The sequence below is a fragment of the Variovorax sp. P5_A3 genome, assembly GCF_056400665.1.
The window spans coordinates 67239-89723 of sequence record NZ_JBFUKW010000021.1 but is presented as its reverse complement, the minus strand read 5'-3'; the positions used below and the strand labels follow the sequence as shown (position 1 = coordinate 89723).

At 66.4% G+C, this 22485-nt stretch carries 18 protein-coding genes and 3 pseudogenes; 10 read left to right on the top strand and 11 right to left on the bottom strand.

The annotated features are described in order from the left end of the window. Window positions 1-10: 10 nt before the first annotated feature. The 8 genes and pseudogenes from AC1D3B_RS26565 to AC1D3B_RS26530 form a co-directional block, all read right to left on the bottom strand. Window positions 11-586 (bottom strand): cupin domain-containing protein, encoded by a 576-nt coding sequence (locus AC1D3B_RS26565; RefSeq protein ID WP_478193656.1) that lies wholly within the window; start codon window positions 584-586, stop codon window positions 11-13. Window positions 587-667: 81 nt separating this feature from the next. Further along, window positions 668-955 carry a YeeE/YedE family protein gene (locus AC1D3B_RS26560; RefSeq protein WP_478193655.1) on the bottom strand — a complete coding sequence of 96 codons (288 nt, stop codon included), beginning with the start codon at window positions 953-955 and terminating at the stop codon, window positions 668-670. Continuing rightward, window positions 952-1824, bottom strand: coding sequence for a CmcJ/NvfI family oxidoreductase (locus AC1D3B_RS26555; protein WP_478193654.1), 873 nt, complete (start codon window positions 1822-1824; stop codon window positions 952-954). The genes AC1D3B_RS26560 and AC1D3B_RS26555 overlap by 4 nt, the downstream gene beginning before the upstream one ends. 9 nt (window positions 1825-1833) lie before the next feature. Next, on the bottom strand, window positions 1834-2607 hold the full coding sequence (locus AC1D3B_RS26550; protein WP_478193653.1) for an SDR family NAD(P)-dependent oxidoreductase: 774 nt from the start codon (window positions 2605-2607) through the stop codon (window positions 1834-1836). 16 nt (window positions 2608-2623) lie between these two features. Then, window positions 2624-3220 carry a malonic semialdehyde reductase gene (locus AC1D3B_RS26545; RefSeq protein ID WP_478193652.1) on the bottom strand — a complete coding sequence of 199 codons (597 nt, stop codon included), beginning with the start codon at window positions 3218-3220 and terminating at the stop codon, window positions 2624-2626. A 42-nt stretch (window positions 3221-3262) separates the two neighbouring features. Continuing rightward, window positions 3263-4090, bottom strand: coding sequence for an ATP-binding cassette domain-containing protein (locus tag AC1D3B_RS26540; protein ID WP_478193651.1), 828 nt, complete (start codon window positions 4088-4090; stop codon window positions 3263-3265). A gap of 123 nt (window positions 4091-4213) precedes the next feature. Further along, on the bottom strand, window positions 4214-4417 hold the full coding sequence (locus tag AC1D3B_RS26535) for a hypothetical protein (protein WP_478193650.1): 204 nt from the start codon (window positions 4415-4417) through the stop codon (window positions 4214-4216). A 617-nt stretch (window positions 4418-5034) separates the two neighbouring features. Continuing rightward, a pseudogene (locus AC1D3B_RS26530) lies at window positions 5035-5210 on the bottom strand (L-glyceraldehyde 3-phosphate reductase); the annotation flags it as partial. Window positions 5211-5487: 277 nt separating this feature from the next. On the opposite strand from AC1D3B_RS26530, the gene AC1D3B_RS26525 reads away from it, so the two are divergent. From AC1D3B_RS26525 to AC1D3B_RS26515, 3 genes and pseudogenes are all read left to right on the top strand, one after another. Further along, window positions 5488-6504, top strand: coding sequence for a CysB family HTH-type transcriptional regulator (locus AC1D3B_RS26525; RefSeq protein ID WP_478193649.1), 1017 nt, complete (start codon window positions 5488-5490; stop codon window positions 6502-6504). A gap of 179 nt (window positions 6505-6683) precedes the next feature. Further along, window positions 6684-6815, top strand: a pseudogene (locus AC1D3B_RS26520) (LysR family transcriptional regulator); the annotation flags it as partial. A gap of 63 nt (window positions 6816-6878) precedes the next feature. After that, window positions 6879-7180 (top strand): annotated as a pseudogene (locus tag AC1D3B_RS26515) (LysR substrate-binding domain-containing protein); the annotation flags it as partial. Between the two features lie 51 nt (window positions 7181-7231). Here the strand turns inward: AC1D3B_RS26515 and msuE are convergent. After that, window positions 7232-7810: an FMN reductase gene (msuE, locus tag AC1D3B_RS26510; RefSeq protein ID WP_478193648.1), complete on the bottom strand. Its 579-nt coding sequence runs from the start codon at window positions 7808-7810 to the stop codon at window positions 7232-7234. Between the two features lie 985 nt (window positions 7811-8795). Further along, window positions 8796-9245: a hypothetical protein gene (locus AC1D3B_RS26505; RefSeq protein WP_478193647.1), complete on the bottom strand. Its 450-nt coding sequence runs from the start codon at window positions 9243-9245 to the stop codon at window positions 8796-8798. A gap of 319 nt (window positions 9246-9564) precedes the next feature. Between AC1D3B_RS26505 and AC1D3B_RS26500 the strand changes: the two genes are divergently transcribed. The 7 genes from AC1D3B_RS26500 (at window position 9565) to AC1D3B_RS26470 (ending at window position 18974) form a co-directional block, all read left to right on the top strand. Continuing rightward, on the top strand, window positions 9565-10899 hold the full coding sequence (locus AC1D3B_RS26500; RefSeq protein ID WP_478193646.1) for an ATP-binding protein: 1335 nt from the start codon (window positions 9565-9567) through the stop codon (window positions 10897-10899). A gap of 200 nt (window positions 10900-11099) precedes the next feature. Next, complete coding sequence (locus AC1D3B_RS26495) at window positions 11100-11513, top strand: Tn3 family transposase (protein WP_478193708.1); 414 nt, start codon at window positions 11100-11102, stop codon at window positions 11511-11513. Between the two features lie 164 nt (window positions 11514-11677). Next, window positions 11678-13984, top strand: coding sequence for an FAD-dependent oxidoreductase (locus AC1D3B_RS26490; RefSeq protein ID WP_478193645.1), 2307 nt, complete (start codon window positions 11678-11680; stop codon window positions 13982-13984). Beyond that, window positions 13981-14808 (top strand): hypothetical protein, encoded by an 828-nt coding sequence (locus AC1D3B_RS26485; protein ID WP_478193644.1) that lies wholly within the window; start codon window positions 13981-13983, stop codon window positions 14806-14808. The genes AC1D3B_RS26490 and AC1D3B_RS26485 overlap by 4 nt, the downstream gene beginning before the upstream one ends. 9 nt (window positions 14809-14817) lie before the next feature. Continuing rightward, window positions 14818-15870, top strand: a complete 1053-nt coding sequence (locus AC1D3B_RS26480; RefSeq protein ID WP_478193643.1) for a polyprenyl synthetase family protein — start codon at window positions 14818-14820, stop codon at window positions 15868-15870. A 19-nt stretch (window positions 15871-15889) separates the two neighbouring features. Beyond that, entirely contained in the window at window positions 15890-17086 is a 1197-nt protein-coding gene (locus AC1D3B_RS26475) for a saccharopine dehydrogenase NADP-binding domain-containing protein (protein WP_478193642.1), read from the top strand. A 4-nt stretch (window positions 17087-17090) separates the two neighbouring features. After that, window positions 17091-18974 (top strand): hypothetical protein, encoded by a 1884-nt coding sequence (locus tag AC1D3B_RS26470; protein WP_478193641.1) that lies wholly within the window; start codon window positions 17091-17093, stop codon window positions 18972-18974. Here the strand turns inward: AC1D3B_RS26470 and AC1D3B_RS26465 are convergent. Next, window positions 18929-22225, bottom strand: a complete 3297-nt coding sequence (locus AC1D3B_RS26465; RefSeq protein ID WP_478193640.1) for an ATP-binding protein — start codon at window positions 22223-22225, stop codon at window positions 18929-18931. The two genes, AC1D3B_RS26470 and AC1D3B_RS26465, sit on opposite strands and share 46 nt — an antisense overlap. Window positions 22226-22485: the final 260 nt, after the last annotated feature.

Here is a 22485-nt window from a genome sequence, read left to right as displayed (position 1 = left end):
TCGCAGCGCGCTAGTAGTCCTCGGCCGCGTGGCCGGTCAGTTCGAGCATTGTCTCCACGAAGGCGTCGAGCGAGGGCAGGCCCGGCACATCATCACCCGCCTCGCCCGGCACGAGTTCGGCGGGCGGCCCGGACAACACCAGCGCCTCGAGATTGGGGCTCTCGCCCGCATCGAGCGCGTACGCAAGGCCGGCCGGAATCGCCAGCCATTCACCCGCTTCGCAAAGCACGCCGACATAGCCACTGTCTGTCCGGAGATGGATCAACAACGTGCCTTCCAGCACGCCATATACCACCACCTCCCCGCGTGCGCGCAGCCGCCGCCAGTCGCGGCGGCGGTTCTCCCAGGCGGCTGTGTCGAGCGAGAGGCGAATGCGTTCGAGCGATCGCGTGTCGAAGCGCTCGTACAGTTTCCGGAGGTCGGCCTGTCGGCTCGCGAGCAGGGCGGCGGGGGAAGCCTCTTCCGGCAGCACCTCCGGGGCCCAGCGGCCCCAGGCGGCGCCCAGTTCGTGCAGGTTCTCCTGCAAGAGGCTGTCGCACACGTGGGTCTGCGCCCACACGGCCGCTTGATCGAATGTTGCAAGCACACCCATGGCTGAAGACCCCCGCGAAATCCGCGAAGTATGGGAACAAGTCGCGGCAAACGGAACGACGCATTCGCAACCTGCTTATGCGCGGGTCGAGTAAGCCCTGCCCTCGCATCGATCGGCCGGATTCGGCGTGCCGAATAAGTTTGCGCGTTTTCCTTCGTTGCGGGTCGCCGCACGCGACGAGCGCGTCGACAGCAGCAAGCCCGCGACGAAGGCAATGCGCCAGCCACGCGGCCCCGCATCGCCCACGACCAAGCGGCCGACGATCCCGCTGATGCCGGCGATGCGACCGCTGGACAGCAGCAAGACGGCCGCCGCCGCCCCGATCAGCAAGCCCCCGGCGAGCGCCTGCAGATTCGCGTTCATGCGGCGTCAGGCGCTTGCTCCGGCCAGAACACCAGCGCGCGAAGCTCGATGCTTCGGCGCGGCGGCGCATCGGGGGGCGTGTCCGGATGCACGAACGCGGTGTGGGCCGTGAGCCGCGCGGTGCCGTCCTCGCGGGAGTCGTAGATCTTCAACAGCAGCGCTTCGTCGCTGCGAAGGCGCGGGAACCAGTACCAGCGGTGGTCCGGGTTGTGGAGAAAGGAGTAGGTCTCGCCGACCTTGTCGGGGTAGACGAGATCGCTGGGTACCAGGTCGCCCGGCGCGATCGAGCGCGCGTCGCACAGTGCCAGCGGCAGCTGTTCCACGGTGGCCAGCGGACGCCACAGGTTGATGATGGCGAAGCGATGCTCGAGGCGCTCGGCCGCCTCGTCGGCCGGCAGATGGTCGCGCACGCGGCGCGGGCCCGAAACGAAGGTCTGGTCGTTGTGCACCCGCTGCACGGGCTCGCGCAGCGTCCGCGTGCCGCGCGAGCCTTTGGCGCTGTCGCGCAGCGTGTGGTCGAAGACGACGACCTTCTCGGCGCCGGTCACGGCCCGCAGCAGCGCGGCCGATTCCGCGTAGTAATCGGCGCGGATGACCGCATCGTCGTTGAAGTCGGTCACGCTGCTGCGGTGCGCGAGCTGCGAGAAGCCGCTCCGATCGAGCGAGAGCTCACCCAGCGCGGCCAGCGAGCGGCCGTCGTGAATCGCGACCGACCGCGGAGTCAGCTCCCCGGTGCTCCACGGAACACCCGCCGGCGGCTCGAAGGTGTAGCTGACCGGCCGGACGCCGCCCGGCGCCAGGTAGTTGAGTTCGGCCTTCACGGCAGAGACGGTCGCCGCGCCCGGCCACGCGTTCAGTACGGCACTCATGCGTTCTCCTCAGAAGGTTTCCTTGAACGGACGCAGGTCGATTTCCTGCGTCCAGGCACTGCGATGCTGCAGGTGAAGCTGCCAGTAGCTCTCGGCGATCGCGTCGAGATTCAACAGTCCGTCGTCGCCGGCCTGGGCCACGCGCTGCGGTGCACTGCTGCGAAGGCGCTCGCCATCGATGCCGCCGTCGATCACCACGTGGGCGACATGAATACCCTGGGGCCCGAACTCGCGCGCCAGGCTCTGGCTCAGCGAGCGCAGTCCCGCCTTGGCCGCCGCGAAGGCGGCGAAGGGCGGCTTGCCGCGCAAGGCCGCCGTGGCACCGGTGAACAGCAGGCTGCCGCGGCCGTTCGGTGCCCGGGAGTCCAGGCCATTCGCCAGCAGCAACTGCAGCGCTTCTCGCCCGAAGATGAAGCCGCCCAAGGTGCTGGTGCGCCAAGCCTGCGTGAACTGATCGACCGTGAGCTCGAGCGTCGGTGCGCGCACCGCGCTGGCGGCGTTGAAGACGGCGATCGACAGTGCACCGAGCGCCTGGACGCGCTGCGCGATGCCGTGGATCTCCGCTTCGCTCGCCACGTCGCCGGCGAATGCATGCGCCCGACCGCCGGCCGCTTCGATCTCGCCGGCCACCGCCTGCAGCTGCGGCGCCGTGCGCCCGGTCAACGCCACCGTGAAGCCGCCGCTTGCGAACCGGCGCGCCAGTGCGGCGCCGAGCCCGGCGCTGGCGCCGACGCCGGCGATCCACGCCACCGGCGCGCGGCCGACCGCATCTTCTCTGGTCATGGCCTTGCCCTTTCAGTCAGAGGATCTGCGCAACGTCGTCGAAGGGCAGCCGGGGGCCGCGCGGGAAAGTGGCAGTCTGGTCGGCGACACCCAGGTTGACAAGGAAGTTGGTGCGCCAGCGCCCGTCCGGGAAGAAGGTCTTGTCGACGAGGTCGGCGTTGAAGCCGGACTGCGGACCGGCATCGAGTCCCAGTGCCCGGGCAGCCAGCACCAGGTAGGCACCTTGCAAGCTCCCATTGCGAAAGGCCGTCGCTTGGGCGACGTCGGCGTTGCCCTCGAAGATCGGCTTGGCGTCGTAGGCCGGGAATTGGTGCGGCAAATTCTCGTAGAAGCGCGTGTCGTGCGCGACGATCACGGTCACCGCGGCGGCCAGGGTCTGCGCGGTATTGCCCGCCGAGAGCGCAGGCCTCAGGCGTTCCTTGGCCTCGGCGCTGCGGACGAAAACGAAGCGCGCAGGCTGCGCGTTGAACGCGGTCGGGCCCCACTTCACGAGGTCGTAGAGCGCGCGGAGGGTCTCGTCGGTCACGGGCACCGGCTTGAAGGCATGCACCGTGCGTGCATTGCGAAACAGTTGATCGAGTGTTGCGTCCGGAACGGCTTGGAGTGTGGTCATGGCAAGAATCGGGTTGGGTTGGTGGTCGAGACATGGGGCCCGTCAGACGGCCCAGCGCAGACCCTGCGTCAAGGCGTCCTCCAGCCGGGCATCGTTCGCCGCCGCTTCGGCGACGGCATCGGGCTTGCCGAGCACGCGGTCGAGAATGCGCTTTTCGATGGCGGCGAATGCCGCGTCGCCCTGCGATCGCGGCCGCGCGAGCGTGATGCGTTCGTCCAGCGCGATGCGCCCGTCCTCGATCAGGATCACGCGATCGGCCAGGGCAACGGCTTCCTGCACGTCGTGCGTGACCAGCAGCGCGGTGAAGCGATGGCGCTCCCACAGGCTTTCGATCAGTCGATGCATCTCGATGCGGGTGAGCGCGTCGAGCGCTCCTAAGGGCTCGTCCAGGATGAGCAGCCGGGGAAAGTGGACCAATGCGCGGGCCAGTGCCACCCGTTGTCGCTGGCCGCCCGACAGGCGCGCCGGCCATTCGCCCGCCCGTTCCTTCAGGCCGACCTGGGACAGCACCTGCTCGCCACGTTCGCGCGCCTGGGCAGGCAGCCCGAGCAGGACGTTGTCGAGAACACAGCGCCACGGCAGCAGGCGCGCCTCCTGGAACAGGATCCGCGTGTCGTCGTGCAGGCCGTCGATGCGCTTGCCATCCGTGTAGAGCGCGCCGCGCGTCGGCTCTTCCAGTCCGGCGACCAGGCGCAGCAGCGTGCTCTTGCCGCAACCGCTGCGCCCCACGATGACGATGAATTCCCCCGGCTCGATGGTGATCTGCGTGTCGACCAGCACGTCGCGCTCGCCGTAGCGCTTGAAGAGGTGCCGCGCCTCGAGCCGGACGCCGTTAGGGGCGCCGATGAGGCTCACTGTTTCAGTGTTCATGGTCACCGATCACGTCGCCTTCTTCTGATAACCCGGATGCCAGCGAAGCCACCGGCGCTCGACATGGTCGACCGCCTGCCAGCGCACGCGGCATGGCGCAGCGAAGAGGTTTGCGCACAGGACTCACCATGAATGCGCGAGGGCCGGCCGACCGTACGCCACCGCCGCTGCCCGGATGCGCCGCATGATCCGAATCGGGACATCGCCCTGCGGCACCCGGCGGGCCGCCTCGCGCGGCGAGGTCGGCGCGATGTTCCAGACCGCAGCCGTTTGCGCGATCACGCGTCGGGCGTGCTCGGCGGGCGTCAACTCAGCTGTGGGTGTCATCGGGAGCCTCACGTTCATGCGGTGCCCGCGGCGGCGCGCCCTGGAGCAGTCGACGCCGAGGAAATGGGATGTCGGTCATGGGTGCTTGGAATGAGAAGGTGTTTCGGCTCAGAGTGGACGCGATTGTCGGAAGGGGTCGTCGAAAGTGAAACGACCGTTGAGTCAGTTGCATATAGCCGGAACAGGCGATGGGACAATGCCCAAGGCCGAGAGCGACGGGGTGCATGGGCCTGACCCGGCGGATTCTGCGGACGCACGACGCGCCGGCAAAAGAAGGAATGCGAGTTTGCAGATGCGGTTTGCGTTGAATGCGCCTCGGAGCAATCAGCTCCCGCAGCAATGAAAAAGCCACCCGCTCACACGGGTGGCTCTCCCAGGGGCGAGCGATTCGACCCCTCGCGGCACATTTCACTTCTTACCTGAAAGCTGGCGTCGGCTGTCCAGGACTCACCGCCGACGGAACCTCGCAAGGCTCCTCATCGCCCGACATGTGCCATGCCCCTCGAAATCCAAGGTGAGTCGAACGATCTTAGGGCGGCGCCCTCCTTTCGGTGGCTCTGAAACCGAACTTGCATATGCGCGACTTGTTCGACGCTCCGGCGCCTCGACGCGATTCGTCAGGCATAGTCGGTCGACGGCTTCTCCCAAAGGTGACTCCGCCTTCGACCGCATGGCGATCGATCTCGGCCAGTTCTTGCGCGCTGAATGCCGGGCCCCGCAGCGCCGCGACGTTGTCCACGATCCGGTCGGGCCGGCTCGCGCCGATCAGTGCGGAGCTTGCGCGCGGATCCCTCGCGCGAGGCCGCTGCGACCGACCTGGCGGTATTGCATGTCGTCGTATCGCGTGGGGGAAGCAGAGTAGATCATGCGGAGGGAATCAAGGAGAAGAAGGATCGATTGTCCAAGCTTCTCTCGCGACTTGCTTGTTGGCAAGCACAGGGATCGAGTACCGAAAGGACTCAGATGATTCCCTTATTTGAAAGCAACGAATCGGTTGTTCGGCGTTTGAAGGCTGGCCCGCAGAATCTTCTGCTACGTGCTCATTGGCACCGCTCACTCCTCTGGCCTCCATGAATTTCCAACAGTTGCGCTCCGTGCGCGAAGCCGTTCGAAGCGGCTTCAATCTCACCGAAGCTGCCCATGCGCTGCACACCTCGCAGCCGGGCGTCAGCCGGCAGATCCGTGAGTTGGAGGACGAACTCGGTATCGCGCTCTTCGCGCGCGCCGGCAAGCGCCTGACAGGCCTGACGGCGCCAGGCGACCACCTGCTGCCGATCATCGAGCGTGTGCTGCTGGAGAGCCACAACCTGCGCCAGGCCGGACAGGAGTTTCTGGCGCAGGAGGACGGCCTGCTTTCCATCGCCGCGACGCACTCCCAGGCGCGCTACGCCTTGCCGATCGCCGTGCAGGAGTTCCGCCGCAGATTCCCCAACGTGCAATTGCACCTGCGCCAGGGATCGCCCAAGCAGATCGCGCAGATGCTGCTCGACGGCGAAGCCGACGTCGGCATCGCCACGGAAGCGCTGGGGGACTACCCTCAGCTGGTGGCGCTGCCGTGCTTTCGATGGACCCATTCCGTGATCGCCCCACCGGGCCATGCGTTGCTCGATAGGCCGCTGACCCTTGAACGACTGGCAGTCTATCCACTCGTCACGTACGACAGCGGCTTCACCGGTCGCACGCGCATTGACAAGGCCTTTGCCGAAGCCGGCCTCAAGCCGGACCTCGCGATTACGGCGATGGACGCTGATGTCATCAAGACGTACGTCGAACTCGGCATGGGTGTCGGGATCGTCGCGAACATCGCCTTCGAAGCGGAGCGTGATGTCCGTTTGCGCGCGGTTGACGCGGGACACCTCTTTGGCATCAACCTGACGAAGCTGGCGATGCGACGCGGGGTCTACGTCCGCGCCTTCGTCTACGCCTTCGTCGAGGCCTTCGCACCCGCCTTGACGCGCGCGGCGGTGGACGATGCGCTCGGCAGCGGCGCGGCTGGAGGGGAAAGCGACGCCCTGCCCCGATCGACGGTCGCGCAACTGCTCGCGCAGGCGCCACGCGCGAGCGCTGCGCGCACTTCCCCGCATTGAACGAACCGACGCTCGGAGGGACGGGCCACTCTCCGCTTCTCGCTTGGCGCCTCCGCGATGCCAGAACCATCCAATCCTTCTTCACGGCACTGGCGCCACGCACGCACGCTGGTGTCCCACAACCCTGAACTCTGCAAGACGCGAGCGGTGGGCACCCGCGCGGTCTGAGCGCCCCGGTCGTGAACTTCAGGCAATTTCGGTACGTCCAGGAAGCGGTTCGGTACAAGCTCAACCTCACGGAGACCGCTCGCGCGCTGGGAACCTCGCAACCGGGCCTGTCGAAGGGAATCCTGGATTTCGAGCACGAGCTCGACGTCGAGATCTTCGCGCGCCACGGCAAGCGCCTGGTCAGGCTCACCGAAGCGGGGGAGCGCGGTCGAACCCGCATCGACCAAGTCTTCGCGCAGCACCGCCTCACACCTTGCATCGTGCTCGAGGCGATCGACTCGGACGTGATCAAGACCTATGTGCGACTCGGTCTGGGCGTCGGCCTGGTGGCCGAGATGGCCGTGCGCGGCGACGGGGACCAGGACCTCGTGGCTCGGCTCGACCACTGGGCACCTTGTTCGGGAGCAGAACGGCGCGCGTGGCGTTCCGTCGCGGAGCATTCATGCGCCGATATGTCTACCGCTTCGCCGAGATGATCGGCGCATCTCTGACGCCAGAGGTCGGTTGAGCAGGTCGTGCGCGGCGCGACTGACCGAGCCGCAGTCGGTTGCAGCGCCGCCTACACCAAGGCCAGCGTCGGCACTGCCACCGCGCGTTCGCCGCGTTGCCGCAGCACCGGCAGCGCTCGCTCCACCGCAAGGGCGATCCGCGCGCGCAAGGCCTCGCTGGTCACCCGGTAGTTGTCGAACTCCTTGTCGGTCGCATACACGCCGATGGGCAGTGTGTGAGCCTGGAAGAAGCTGAACAGCGGGCGTAACTGATGGTCGATGGCCAGTGCATGCCGGTCGCTGCCGCCTGTGGCGGCGAGTAGCACCGGCACGTCGATGAGTGCTTCATGGTGGACGAAGTCGAACAGGTGCTTGAAGAGACCGGTGTATGAGCCACGGTAGATCGGGCTCGCCACCAGCAGCAGGTCGGCCGTCTCGATGTCGCGCAGGACCGCCTCGACGTCCGGGGGGAGCTGCGCACGCTGCAGCACGGCGGCGAACTTCGGCACGATCTCGCCGAGTTCGATGAGCCGTGTGTTCACGGGCAATGCATCCGACAACCCCTCCAGAAGTTGCTCGACCAGGGCGAGAGTGCGAGAGGGACGTTGCAGGCCGCCGGAGACGGCGACGATCTTGAGTTTCTGGGCCATGTTAAGCGTGGGATGAAGGGAGAGTCCTAGCGAGCAGACATGACTGTGCAGCCACCGGGCGCTTAGCGGCACAGCCTCGCTAGAAGCATTTCGGCTATCGATATGCGATTTTCATGGTCGACGGCGAGGCGGCCGCCGGCGGGGGTGGCGCGTCGCCCATGCGCACTTGAGCTGTTCGAGAATATGAGCACCATGGCGTCGCATACAGTGCTCGGATGGCTCTGACCTCACTGAGAGGCCGCTGCCGGATGAGGGCTCTACGGAAAGCACCACATGACCAAACCGAGGGAAGCCTGTTTGGCGAATGAATCGCCCCTCACCCGTCGACCCAGGCCAAAGTGAATACGCCCATCAGGCCCCACGTCCATTCTGTTCGCCAACGCGAGCCGGCCCGCGTGGCTGTGTTCGTGGTGCGTCGCGAGAGCTTCCTTCAACTGCTCTGCGCCAGGAAGGTTCAGGCCGAGACGTTCCCAATTCTTCAGAAACTGACGCGCTGCTAAGTCACCCGTTGCGGACTTGCTGTCATCAGCGACCAATTGCCAGTAGGTTTGCTCCTTTTCCCCGATGAGGAACGTATCTGCATGGGCACACGTGGCAGACATGCAAATGCCTTCCAACGCCTGACGGTACGTGTTCCCCGAGGGCCCAAGCTTTCCCATTAGAAAGAGCTTCACAGACACCACTAGGTCATCGAGGACCCCGTGCACGAACGCGCCGACCAAACCGGTCTGCACGTTATGAGCGCAGGGTTCGGAGAAGCTGGGGAACCGTTGGAAGGCCGGAACTAGGCGACTTCGTCATTCAAGGCATGCAGCGAACCGGGGGTGAAGGGTTGCGACTTGGCAAAGCGCGGCATTCCACGCTGACCGGCGCATTCGCGATGCGCGGCGTTCTGATCTCAGAGGATGTTGTGGTGGGGATGTCTAGCAGCTCAAGGCGCGTCCGTTCATCAGTTCCTCCGAATGGCGACCAAGCATGCGGCCCCCTACTCGCCGATCCCGAATCGCTGAAGAAGTGCCGACTTCAGCCGTCTGATCTCCACCATCGCATCAGACTTTGGTGCCTGCTGCCCCGACAAGACCGCGGCAGCTTCAGCCGCGGCATCCCTTGCAACACGGGCATTCAGCGAGCATCGAATCAACTCGCGCTTCCGGTCCTTTGCGTCCAAGACGGCGAAGTTTTTCATGAGGACTTCTGCAACTTCAAGCGCCGAAGCTGCCGCAGAGAGCGTCATGTGGATGCCGGCGCGCACACGATTGCCGTAGTCGGTCTCTTCCTTTATGTTCAACTCTTTCTCTTGCTCACAGAGAGGGAGCGTTCCAATGTTGGTAGGAGCGAAGTACGGTACAGCCTGAACGCCACGCTCACGCGCCGAGATCACCTCCTGCAGCGCGACTCTGACCATTTGAACAGTCTCAAGGTCTGGGGATTGCATAGCCGGTTTTCATTCACCTCGAAAAGTGGACCTGAACTACCAGGGACGAGCGATATTCGGTCCGGGCAGCGTCTTGGCGTCGGACGTCAGCTTTCTCCAGGGCCGCTCACGCTCAACGCAAGTCTGATACAAGTGTATCAGAATGTAAATTTACTGTAAAGACACTTTCAGGTGGAATAAGTCCGCCTGCGGGATTCGCTTGCATCTGACGCTTGTCTGCTGCGCGTCGAGACAAGGGACGCACGGACCCTCAACGACGTCCGCTGGACCTTCCCGGGGAGTCTCGTGGGGCCGAGATCAATCGGCGCCGAACAAGCTGATGAACATCATCACGAACGGCGAGCTCGCCGTGCGCAAAGCCGAGGATCGCCGGCAGCATTCGCCGGTGGCAAACAGCGAGGCGCCATCGCCAATGGCCCAACAAAACCAGGTCGCTTTGCAAATACAAGAAGAAATCTTCAATTTACACAAAACGCGTAGAATGGCCTACATGATCGCTCGCGACATGGCGCCACTCGCCGCCGAACTGGCGCGCCAGTATTCAGTCTTGACACTGACCGGACCGCGCCAGAGTGGCAAGACCACGCTGTGCCGCAACCTCTTTCCCGACAAGCCCTACGTCACGTTGGAAGACCCCGACACCCGGCGTTTCGCCAATGAGGATCCGCGAGGCTTCCTGAAAGGGATCGAAGGCGGCGCAATAGTCGACGAGATCCAGCGCGCACCGCAGATCCCCTCCTACCTTCAGGCGATGGTCGATGTCGACCCCACCCCGGGGCGTTTCATCCTGACGGGAAGCCAGCAGTTTGAACTCATGTCCCAAGTGAGTCAGTCGTTGGCCGGCCGCACCGCTGTTTTGCGGCTGCTGCCGTTCTCCCTCGCCGAGGTCGCACGGGTGCATCCGGTGCCGCCGCTGGCGCAGACACTGCTCACGGGCTTTTACCCGCGAATTCACGACCGCGACCTCAACCCCTCGCAGGCGCTCGGCGACTATTTCACGACATACGTAGAGCGTGACCTGCGCCAGTTGGCGGCCGTTCATGACCTGCAGCGCTTCGAACGCTTCGTACGACTGTGCGCCGGGCGCGTCGGTCAGCTCGTGAATCTCACGAGCCTTGGCAATGATGCCGGCGTTTCGCACGCCACCGCGCGGGCATGGCTTGACCTGCTTCAAACAAGCTACATCGTGCACGTGCTGCCCCCCTGGTTCACCAATACATCGAAGCGGCTCGTGAAGAGCCGCAAGCTGTACTTTTGCGATGTGGGTCTGGCCTGTTGGTTGCTGGGCTTGCGCAGCGCCGACCAGGTGGTGCGCGACCCGCTGTTCGGCAGCTTGTTCGAGAACCTGGTGATCATGGAAGCTCTCAAGACCCGATTCAATCAGGGCGAGTCGGCGGAAATGTACTTCTTCCGCGATGCGACAGGCAACGAAGTCGATCTGCTGATTCCCTCGGGCCGGAAGCTCCGTGCAGTGGAGATCAAGGCTGGCGCGACGGTCAACACCGACTACTTTCGCGGCCTTCGCAGTTTCGCGGCCGCCTTCCCTAACGCGCTGGAAGGCGGCAGCGTCGTCTATGGTGGCGACACTGACCAAGCACGAAGCGACTGGCCGGTGATCGGCTGGCAACGCCTGCAGCATCCGCCGGCGAGGTGAGCTTGAGGGCGCTCGCAGGTTCTACAACCCGTTCAGAAAACACTCAAAATTGAACTACCTCAGCCCGGTTCAATTCGAGCAGCAGCGCTTAATGGGCTAAGCAAGGCGTCCGGGAAACCGGCGGAAGCCCAGATGTAGGCTGACGCGGCGACACACTTCAGCGAAGCGCTGCTGACCCGCCGGCCTGAGTCTGACCACGAATTGCTGGCAGTCACTATGGTGCGCTGCTTGCCCATGGGAGGGACAACAACGCCGCCGGGGTGGGGTCGATGATCCCTGGTCTGGACGCAGCTCATATCGCCGCGGCCATGCGGGCCATCGAATTCAGTGGCCGGCTACGGCGTGCCAACGAACGGGGCCCGGAGTACCAGAATCCCCTGCCGATCGCCATCTTGTGGGGAGACGGCACCAAAGGGTCGGCAGACATGATGGCCATGGATGCCGGCCAGCACTTGTGGACTGCCGGGGCGGATCCGAGGCGACGCACCTATGCCGCCGGCCTGCACACCCACGTCCGGGACCGTTGGGGCTCTTCTGCGATCAGCCGATCGTGCTGGACATGGGGGCTCCGGTGGATCTCCGATCCGGCTGGTATAGCCAATATGGGGATTTAGAGCTATTTTGCCCATATTGGGTGATGCGAGCGGATCAAGCTTTTGCCTCCCCAATCGGAGCTTGCCAATGCCACGGCAACACGCCCATACTTCCAGCCCGGCTGCCGCCTCTTTCGCGGGAAGGCGAGCCGCCATGCTCAAGCAATAACAAGAGGGATTGAGCAATGACGACTCCGAAAGCCAGCGGCGGCGGCGGCCAGAAGCCGGAGCCGCCCGTGAAGGTATTCATCGTCGGCGGCGGCATGGCCGGACTGGCCGCCGCATGGCAGCTCCAGAAGCGCGACGAGTGGGTCGCCGAGCAGCACGCGAATGAACACTGCCTCGATCTGCGCCGCTACGCCATCCATGTCTTCGAATCGAGCTGGCGTCTCGGCGGCAAGGGTGCATCGGGGCGCGACGAATTCGGCCGGATCCGCGAACACGGCCTTCATGTCTGGCTTGGCTTCTACGAGAACGCCTTCGCGATGATGCGCGAGTGCTACGCGCAGGTGCAGAAACAGGGCATGGGGCCGAATGCCAGGTCCGGCAGCACCTTGCCGCACGGCTCGATCGACGAGGCTTTCTTCCCCGAGCAGCACATCGGCATCGCGTCGAAGAACCGCGCCGGCCGCTTCGAGGCCTGGACCGGTTACCTGCCGCCGATGGATGGACTGCCCGGCACTGGCATCAAGCAAGGGGACAACCCGTTCACGCTGGCGGCCTATCTGGCCCGCGCGATGGCGCTGACCCGGGCGCTGATCGTGAGCCTGATCGCCGAGCCGTCCAATGAAGCGCAACCCGGCGCGCCCAGGCCCGAGGGCGGGCAGGGCATCGACGAGGCGATCGAGCTGAACCTCGACGCCGATCCGCTGCGCTCGCCGTCCGCCACGCTGGAGCGCGTCACCACCGCGTTGCGCAACGCGGTGCTGGTGGCCTCCGCCATGCTGCTGCAGTGCGTGACCATCATGGAGGTGTGGCTGCGCGAATTCGACTCCGGCCAGCAGTGGAACTCCAAGGTACTGGACTTTATGGAAGCACTCGCCACCGCGATGCGCCGCCGGCTGGCCGAGATCACCGGCATCGACGAGCAGGTGCGCCGCAAGACCGAGATCATCGATCTGGTCATCACGGTGTCCGTCGGCCTCTACCGCGACCGGGTGCTGTTCAGCAAGCAGGGCCTGGACAGCATCAACGGCATCGATTGCCGCGAATGGCTGCTCAATCACGGCGCCACGAAGTCATCGGTGAATTCGCCGTTCATCATCGGCCTCTACGACCTGGCCTTCTGCTACGAGGATGGCGACCGGTCGAAGCCGGCGCTCGCCGCGGGCCAGGCCTTGCGCGGTGCGCTGCGCATGTTCTTCACCTATCGCGGCTCGCTGTTCTGGCGCATGCGCTCGGGCATGGGCGACGCGGTCTTCGCGCCGCTGTACCGGGTGCTTCGACGCAAGGGCGTCAGGTTCCACCTGAAGCACAGGCTCGAAGAGGTCTCGTTTTCGGATGGGCTGGATCCGGACACCGCCGACACCCGCGTGGTCGGCCTGCGCTTCACCCGGCCCGCCGATGAGCGGATCGCGCAGCTCAAGGACATGCTGGACCCCGCCGGCTGCTGGCCGGATGCGGACCCGATCCCGACGAATGCGACCTACATCAACGAACAGTTCAACGAGGGCCACTTCGATGCAGTCGTTCTCGCGATGGGCGTCGACGACTTCGTCAAGGTTTGCGGGCCAGCCTTCTTTGACGCATTTCCGCGATGGGCGGACATGCGCGACAACGTCAAGACCGTCGGCACGCGGGCGGCGCAGATGTGGCTGAACACGGATGCCAGCACTTTGGGATGGATGCGCCAGCCCACGCTAATTTCGGGACTCGATCCGCCCTTCGAAACATGGGCCGACATGACGTCCACGCTGGCGGCCGAGTTCTCGTGGCGGAACGCCAACAAGAAGGGGCAGCAGGATGGCGTGGCTGCGCCTCCTGCGCCTGCGCCTGCTTCCGATCGGTCCGTGCACTACTTCTGCGGCGTTCTGCCCGATGCACAGATCGATGCAGCCATGCGGCAGGCGCTGCAAGAGCCGCCCGCGCTCGACAAGCTGACGGACCAAGAGGCGAGCGAGGTCGAAGCCGTCCTCAACAGCCAACTTGAGAAGGACCTGGAAACGACCCTGAACCAGAGCATGACCGCCTTCTGGCCGGCGCTGGGTAGCCCTGCATCGAGCGAGGTGGAGAAGCACTACGTGACGCCGCCGTTCGTGCAGGCGAACTTTCTCGGCTCGCAGCGCTTCACCCTGTCGCTGCCCGGAACGCTCGAAAAGCGCATCTCCCCGCTCGACTACTCGGTGGTCAACATGACTATCGCCGGCGACTGGACCGCCTGCGGCTTCGAGGAAGGTTGCGTCGAGGCGGCGGTGATGTCGGGCATGCTGGCCGCGCATGCGTTGTGCGGCTTTCCCGCACTCAACGACATCGTGGGATACGACCACCCATGACCACCGAGCCGCCCAAGGAAGCGCGCTGGGCGCGCACAGCACCCCGTCGCACCGCGCCGGATCGAGGCGCGGGGGGCTACTACCGCACCGCGCCCGGCGAGAGCGGCGCGGGTGCGTTCTACGGCGTGCCGCTGCGCACCGCCGAGGACACCGCCGTGTCCGCCGTGCGCGCGGCCTACCGCGTCGCGGATGCGCAGATGGAGCGCGGCGCGCGCATCGCGCGCTCGCTGCGCGAAGCGTCGATGCGACAAGGGGCGGGTGAGCCCTCGGAAGCGCTGGACGCCGGCGAACGCCTGACGCGCAAGGCGCTGCTGGCGGGCATCGAGTGGCTGGAGACGCTGGTCGCCGAGCCCGGCAGCCCGGTCAAGCGCGTGCTCGCAGCCGAGTACCGCTGGGTCGGCGCCGCCTTGGGTATCGTGCAAAACGACGGCGCGCGCGATGCGGCTGCGGCCTCCCCACCGCGCTCCTCGGCTGCGCCGCCGGCGCCTGCGCCCGCCGAGGCGCGGGAGGCGCCGCTGCGCTATGCCGCACGGCCCGCCGGTCCGATGGTGAAGATCAAACACGCCAAAGGTTCGGCGTGCAGGGCGGTGTCGATCGTGCGCTGGGAAGTGTCACCGACGCTCGTCAAGGACGAGGAGGCGAAGCTGCAGTTCTTCAGCGCCGTCAATCCGTCAGCGGGCAAGATCGAGGGCGCGGTCACGCTGAAGCAGGACGGGCCGGTGATGACGCTGGCCACCCGCGCAAGCAACGCGCCCGGCCGCTGGAAGGGCGCGCTGTGCGCCGCCGACGGCACGCAGTTCGGCATCGTGGAAATCGAGTTGTAGGGCCGGACCATGCGGCGCGACGATATCCCGCCCACAGGCAGTGAACGACAGGCGCTGGTGGACGAAGTGCTGTCGGAATACGGCGCGATCACGCGCGAGGCGCTCGTCGAACACCTGCGCAGCCAGGAGGAGCGCCCGTATCTCGATGCGCTGCTGCGCGACTATCCGATGCGTGGCGGGAAGATGCTGCGCTCCACGCTCTGCATCGCGGCCGCACGGGCCTTCGGCGCGACGATCGAGGACGCCGTGCCGAGCGCAGTCGCCATCGAGCTGATGCACAACGCGCTGCTGATCCACGACGACATCCAAGACGCCAGCGAGCGGCGGCGCGGCAAGCCGACGCTGCACATGCTGCACGGCGTGCCGCTGGCGCTGAATGCGGGCGATGCGCTGAGCCTGCTGAGCGTGCGGCCTCTCAAGGACAACACGACGCGGCTCGGCCCCATGCTCGCGCGGCGCATCCTCGAAGAGACGGAGCACGTCGCATGGGAAACCACCGAAGGTCAGGCGCTCGAACTCGGCTGGCGGCGCGACAACCGCGTGGACATCAACGAGGACGACTACCTGCTGATGGTGCTGAAGAAGACCTGCTGGCTGACGACGATCCATCCCCTGCGCCTCGGCGGGCTCATCGGCACGCGCGGAAAAGAGCCGCTCGACCGGCTCTTCACCTTCGGCTTCCTGCTCGGCGCCACCTTCCAGATCCAGGACGACGTCCTCAATCTGGAGGAGCACGCGCGTTACGGCAAGGAGCAGGATGGCGACCTGGCCGAGGGCAAGCGCACGCTGATGGTGATCGAGGCCCTGCGGCGCAGCAGCGGCGCGGAGCGCAATCGCGCGGTCGAGCTGCTGCAGCGGCCCGTGCGCAGCGACGACGACGTGCAATGGCTGCACCGGTGGATCGAAAAGCACGAGGCGCTCGACTACGCGCGCAGCGCCGCACGTGCACTGGCCGGCGCGGCGCGCTACGAGTACGAACAGACCTTCGCCCATCTGCCGGATTCGAAGGACCGGCGCTTCCTGTGGGAGATCATCCCCTGGACGCTGGACCGGGTGCATTGATCCGATCGGGAGCACCGACATGACCCCACGCGTTCTGCTGTATGGCGCGACCGGCTATTCGGGCAGGTTGATCGCGGAAGAGGCCGCGAGTCGATGGGGCAACGCGGCCAACCCCACCCGTCTTGCGCAGGTCGTTCTCGGCGCGCGGAATGCCACCGAGCTGTGGCGCTTGTGCGATCGCCTGGGCCTTGAAGGCATGGAACTGGCGCTCGACAGCAAGTACACCGTCGTGCAGGCGCTCTCGGGCTTCCAGATCGTCATCAATGCGGCGGGACCGTTCGCGCTGACCGCTGATCGGCTTGCCAAGGCGGCGCTCGAAGCGAAGTGCCACTACGTCGACATCAACGGCGAGACCGATGTGTACCGCCGGCTCGACGACCTCGGCTTCATCGCCTACCAGCGCAAGCTCGCCATCGTGTGCGGCGCCGGCGAGGTGTCGGCCGCGAGCGACTTTCTGGTGGACCGCGCGCTGGATGCGCTGGCGCCCGACCTCAAGGAAGTCGGCGCGATCCGTATTGCGGTGCCGCGCCTGGAACTGTATTCACGCGGCAGCGCGCGCACCGCGCTGCGCTGGGTGCGCGAGCAGGTGCCCGTGGCGCGAGCCGGCGAGGCGAATCCGGCGCAGCCATTCGCGCGCCTGCGGCATGTGCCTGTCGGGCAGCTCGAACGCAGCTTCGACTTCGGCGGGCGCTCGGCCCGGCGCATCGCCTCGGCGGTCGCGCTGATCGACGTGATGAGCGCCATGCGGACCGCAAGGCGCCGCCAGGTCATCGCCCGGACGATCGAGGTGTACATGGCGATGACGGATATCGAGCGCTCGACCTACCACTGGGGCGCGATCGCCTCGCCGTGGCTGAACCTGCCGCTGTCCTTGCGATGGACAGAGATGGCCGCCGACCAGCTGCCTGAAGGCCCCTCGCGGGCGGAGCGCTACCGCAGCCGCCACACCGTGCTGCTCGAGATCGACGACATTCGCCACCAGACCATCGTCGACTGGCGGCTCAACACCCCGAACTGCTACGACTTCACGGCGCGCAGCGCAATCGCCGTCGCGGAGAAGATCATGCTGGCGAAGCCCGACCAGGTGAACAGCACGATCCGCGGCTGGCGCACGCCCGCGGAGCTGCTGGACGCGCCGGCCCCGCCGGCCGGCGACAAGAACCAGACCATGGTCTATCCGTTCGTCGACTGCACGCTCACGCGCAGGAAGGGGTGAGGCGATGAACGAGCATCTGGACTTCCAGCTCGCCACCTACGCGTTTGACCCGGAGGCGGCCAAGGACGTGTCGTCGCTCGGCCCGATGCTCAGCGCGCTGCTCAGCGCACGGGACAAGCCCTACCTGGTGGTCGAAGTCATCTCCGAACCGGTGGAGGAGTCACCGGGCCTGGCCGTGGCCATCTCGGTCGCGTACGGCGACCCGGCCAAGGCCCCCAGCCACCTGTCGTGCTGGCTCGCGTACACCAACCGAGTGAAGTGGTGCGACGAAGCCCGCAAGGTGGGCTTCCCGATCGTCGAAGCCGACATCGTCTTCGACAACCGGGCCCAGACCCTCATCGTGAAGGCCGCGCGGTACGCGGTGGGCAACGAGTTGGTGGGCGAGGACGTGCTCAACCCCGCGGCCCTGAGCGTCGGTCCGCTGCTCGTGATCGAGCGGCCGATGCTGCGCAAGAGCGCCGAGGGCGAGGCGGCGAACGGGGCCGTACTGAAGACCACGTACGAGAAATTCCGCGTCGTGCCGGACGCCGCGGATGTCGGCGAATCCGTGCTCGTGCGCAAGTCGCCATGGGTGCCAGCGCGCACGCTCGCGAAGGTCTTCAGGAGCGATGCCGGCGTGATGGCGCTCGATGCACTGTATCCGGCGCTCAGGAAACTGCTGGGCCATGAGCGCTGCGCCTGCAGCGTGGCGTGGACGGGAACGATCAAGAATCCGCTCGCCGATCCGGAGAGGGCGCGGGCGCCCGCCGCCCATCCGCCTCCTGTGCTCATGCCGACGTCCGTGCCCGGCGAGCAGGCCGCCCGGGACCCCTACATGCAGATGCAGACGACCTGGACCGCCGCACGCCGGCAGGACCTCTTCGGTCCGCCGAGGTTCGCGTTCGACGACGTCGAGATCGTCGGCTTTCGCGTGGACCTGTCGCGCGTGCCCGGCGTGATGGAGGCGCTGAACCAGATGGTCGACGGGCTCAACTTCCATCTGGGTTCCAACGACACGCGCTACGCCGACGACTTCCGGTACGCCGTCGCGACGCCCTGGGTGGTGGTCGAGCTGCTTCGCTACCGGAAGATGCGGCTCACCAAGAACTGGCCACCAGTGCGCACGCTGGACTACCAGGCGCAGCACGAGCTGCTGCTGCGCGTGCTGGTGGGCCGGGTGGACGACGACACCGCGCAGGCCCGCGACGCCGCCATTCACGTGCCCGCCATCTTCGTGGACAACCCCATGTCCAAGGCACTGGGCCGCGAGGTGCAGGGCTTCGAGAAGGTATTGGCCTCCTTCTGCGCCACGAACGACGTCGGCGTCTGCCAGAGGCTGACGATGGACGGCAGGGTCAACCCCAAGAGCGCGGACATGGTTCCGCTGATGCACGTCGATCGCGTGTCCATGGTGGAGCGGATCGGGCATGCCATCGACGCCAAGGACGACGTGCTGCGCATCGGCTATGCGGCGGACGTCGACCGGAGCGACCGCGAATTCGAGCGGGTCGACCTGCGCGGCGTCGCGGGCCGCATGACGCCGCTGAGCGGCCCCTGGCGTCAGAGCGATTTCGGCGAGAGCGAATTTCGGCGCTCCTTCGCGCGGCCCGTGGTCGCGCGGGGCTTCGGGGGCTTCCGCTCATTGCAGATCTCGCCGGTGGACGTGGACTCGCGCACCAGCGAGGCGGGCAAGACCTGGGTGTACGGAACGATGCGCACCAAGGACTTGCGCTACCGCTTTCCCACCGGCCTGGCATCGCTCGAACTGCCCGCATGCGCCAACGCGCCGCCGGCATGGCGGCAACTGCGAGAGCTGATGGGCGACGGCGAGATGAGCTTCCCGACCGGCCGCTGGTACCGCGCTCAATGCTCGATGGTGCTGTCCATCGAAGACGGGCTGCGCTGGTAGGCCATCGCCGGTTCGTCGCCCTGCACTAGGCCGGAAATCGCGGCGCGCACGCCGGCCCAGGCTTCGTTGATCCAGTCGCCCGAGGGCATCTGCAACGCCTGTCCGTCGAGCGCGATCTGCGCAGCGCGATCGCGCAGCGGGTCGTCCGAACTCAGTCCGCGATGACGCAGCAGGAGCAGGCCCGCGCGCAGCGCCAGCGTGGGCGCATGCACGTCGACTCCCTCCTGAATGGCTTCGAGCAGAAGCCGTTCGATCCGCTGCGGATCGCTGTCGAGCTCCGCGGCGAGGATCAGCAGTTCGCCGCGGATGAAGGATTCATCGGTGCGATCGACATGCAACAGCGCCTGCGCCACCGTCGCACGCGCGCCGTCCAGATCGCCCACCATGCGCTGGCCGCGCGCGATGCCCCAGCGGAAGTAGCCCGAGTTGACTTCCGCGCCCGCCAGCAGAAAGCCATGCAGCGCGCCCTGCATCATGGCGAGCGCATCGGGCGCGGGGGCTTTGGATACCGCGGCGATGCAGCCCTGCATCGTCGCCGTGGCGAGCCAGATGCGCAGGCCGTACTTTTCGCTCGCGCCATAGCATTGCTGCGCATGGGCCTGTGCCTCGTCCCAGCGCCGCTGCAGGTTGCGCAGGCCGGCTGCCCAGCCGTGCACATAGGCCAGGTCGAAGGGACGCTGAAGCGCTTGCGCGAAGGTGAGCGCCTCTTGCACCACGGCTTCGGCTGTGTCGGCGTCGCCCTGCGCCCAGGCCGTGTTGCCCAGGAAGGCCAACGCGGCTGTCACCGGATGCTGCGGCGAGGTGTAGCGAAACGGCTGCTCCAGCGTCTTGCCGATGCGGATCGCGTTCTCCAGCGCGATGCGTCCCTGCCTTGTCCGGCCCTGGTAGCAATCGGTGTAGCCGCGAAAGCTCAACGCCTCGACCTCGAAGTCGGGGATGCCGGCCCGGGCCGCGAGCTCCACGCACTGCGCCGCGAGCGCGCCGGCCGTGGTCATCTGGCCCCGTACGAAGTAGAAGGCCGCGAGCCCGCGCGCAATGGGGAAGAGCGCGGTCGCATCGCCGCCTTCGCTGCAGAGGTTGTGCGCTTCGCGATAGGTCTGTTCGACCTCCGGCGCGCCGTAGCCAAGTACCGCCGACAGCGCGGCGCCCATGATGCTGAGAAGCTGCAGCCTGAGTTGCGCGCGCTCCTCGGCCACTGGGACCGATGCCAGCCATTGCAGTCCTTGCTGCGCATAGGCGCGCGATTCGAGATACGCCGCGCGCGATGCGGTGACGCACGCCGCTTCGTACAGGCAACGCACGCCCTCGGCGAATCGCTCGGCCGAGAGCAGGTGATGCGCGAGCGCATCGGGCGTGCACTCGTCGGCGGTCGCCATGCCGGACTTCAGCAGGTCGGCGACGCGCGAATGCAGCTCCTTCTGCCGCGAGGCCATCATCGAGTCGTACACCGCCTCCTGGATCAGCCCATGCCTGAAGCGCAGCACGGGCACGCCCGCCACCGTCTCCTGGCTCAGCAGGCCGATGTCGATCACCTCGGACAGCGCCGACGGAACATCCGCCACATCCGATGCGGCGTTCATCATCAGCTGCAGGGAGACTTCGCGGCCGATCACCGAGGCCGCATGCACGATCGGGATCACCGACGGCGCCCGGTCCATGCGGCTTTGCACGATGGCCTTCAGCACGCTGGGCACCCGGTCCTTCGCGCCCCTGGGGCCGCCGGCATGCAACGCGCCGATATCAGGCTGGTGCAGCGTGTCGTAGGCCAGTTCCTCGATCACCAGCGGAAGCCCTTCGGAGCGCGCGACCACGGCCGCGATCTGCTCATCGGAAAGCGGCTGCCGCGTGGCGACGCGGCGCGCCATCGTCGCGGCCTGCTCGTCGTCCAGCGGCTGCAGCGCGATGTCGATGCAGCGCTCCAGCAGCGCGGCGTCGAAGAGGTTCGTGGCGTCCAGCAGAAATCTCGACGTGAGCGCGAGCAACATCGGCAGCTCGCCGCACGCCTTTGCCACGCGCGCCAGCAGGCTCAGCGTGGTCGCATCGGCCCAATGCAGGTCCTCTGCGAGGAGCACCGTGGGTCCGCGGCGTGCGAACGATGCGAGCACTTCGCAGAGCAGGGCGATCGTGCGCTCGCGCAAGGCGTCCGGCTCGGTGGCCGCATGCTCGGCCGGCGCGGGCAGGCCGAGCAGGCCGGCGGCCAGGCTGATCGCCTCGTCGACCCGCTCCGGCGGAAGGATCGCGCCGAAGAATCTGCGCGCCTTCGCGAGGCGCTCGTCCTCGGCGTCCGCGATCTGGATGCCGGCCTGGCTTCGCAGCAATGCGCCGACGGGGAACAGCGGACTGCGTTCGCTGCGCGCGATGCAGTGCATCTCCAGATGCGTCGCGCCGGACGACAGGTCCTTGGCCGCGAAGTAATGCGCGAGTAATGACTTGCCGATGCCAGGCTCGCCGCTGATCCACACGATCCGCGCTCCGCCCGCCGTCACGGCCTGCCAGCATTGCCTGATCTTCTGCAGATCGCCCTCGCGGCCGATCGGCTCTATGATCTCCGCGGCCCGGTCGTGGTGGCGCGCATCGAAGCGGGATACGACCTTGGTTTCGCTCAGCGCTTCCCACACTTCCACCGGCCGATTCACGTTCTTGAGCGTGTGCGGTCCAAGGTCCCGGTACGCGAAGAACTCGCCGGCCAACCGTCGGGTCTCGCCGTCGAGGAGGACGGCGTTGACTGGCGCAAGGCTCGTCAGCCGGTGCGCGCGATCGGGCACGGGGCCGAGCAGCGCCAGCTCCCGGTTCATCGCCGCCTGGATCGCACCGGCCATCACGATGGTGCCGGACGCGGCGCCGACCCGCAGCGCCAGCGGCTCGCCTGCCACCGTCACGCGCGAAGCGATGCCGTGCGCAAGGTCGAGCGCCGTCCGCACCGCGCATTCGGCCGCATCCTCGCCGCCTGCCGGGTAGCCGAACAGCAGGAATGCGCCGTCGCCTTCGGTGCGGTTCACATAGCCGGAATAGCGCTTGGCGGTCTCCGAGACAAAGTGCCAGTAGCGGGCGTAGAGATCGACGAGCGCATCGGAGTCGAGCTGCATCGACAGCACGCCTGAGCCCACCAGATCGCAGAAGACGACCGTGCCTTGCCGGAGTTCGATCGCAGGCCGGGCCGACAAAGGCAGGCGCTCACCGCAGCGCTCGCAGAAGCGAGCCAGCCTCCGGTTGGAGTGGTGACACACAACGCAGACCGATCGAGTCGTCATGCTGGATTGCCTCTTCCGCCATCGGCGATGGCGTCGAAGTTTAGTCTTAAGTTAACAAAAACGGGAGCTCCGATGGGAATTGATCCGCACCCGAAGGCGCGATCACACCCACTTCCGGCAACTCAACAATGCCGGTCGGCAGAGAATTTTCATTCAGCGTGCATGGGCCACCGCATTTTCAAATCGTGGCCGCGGGTCGACCCAATCTGGCGAAAATGCCATCACCGGGAAGTCCCGCCGCCAATCGCCGACTCGACGCA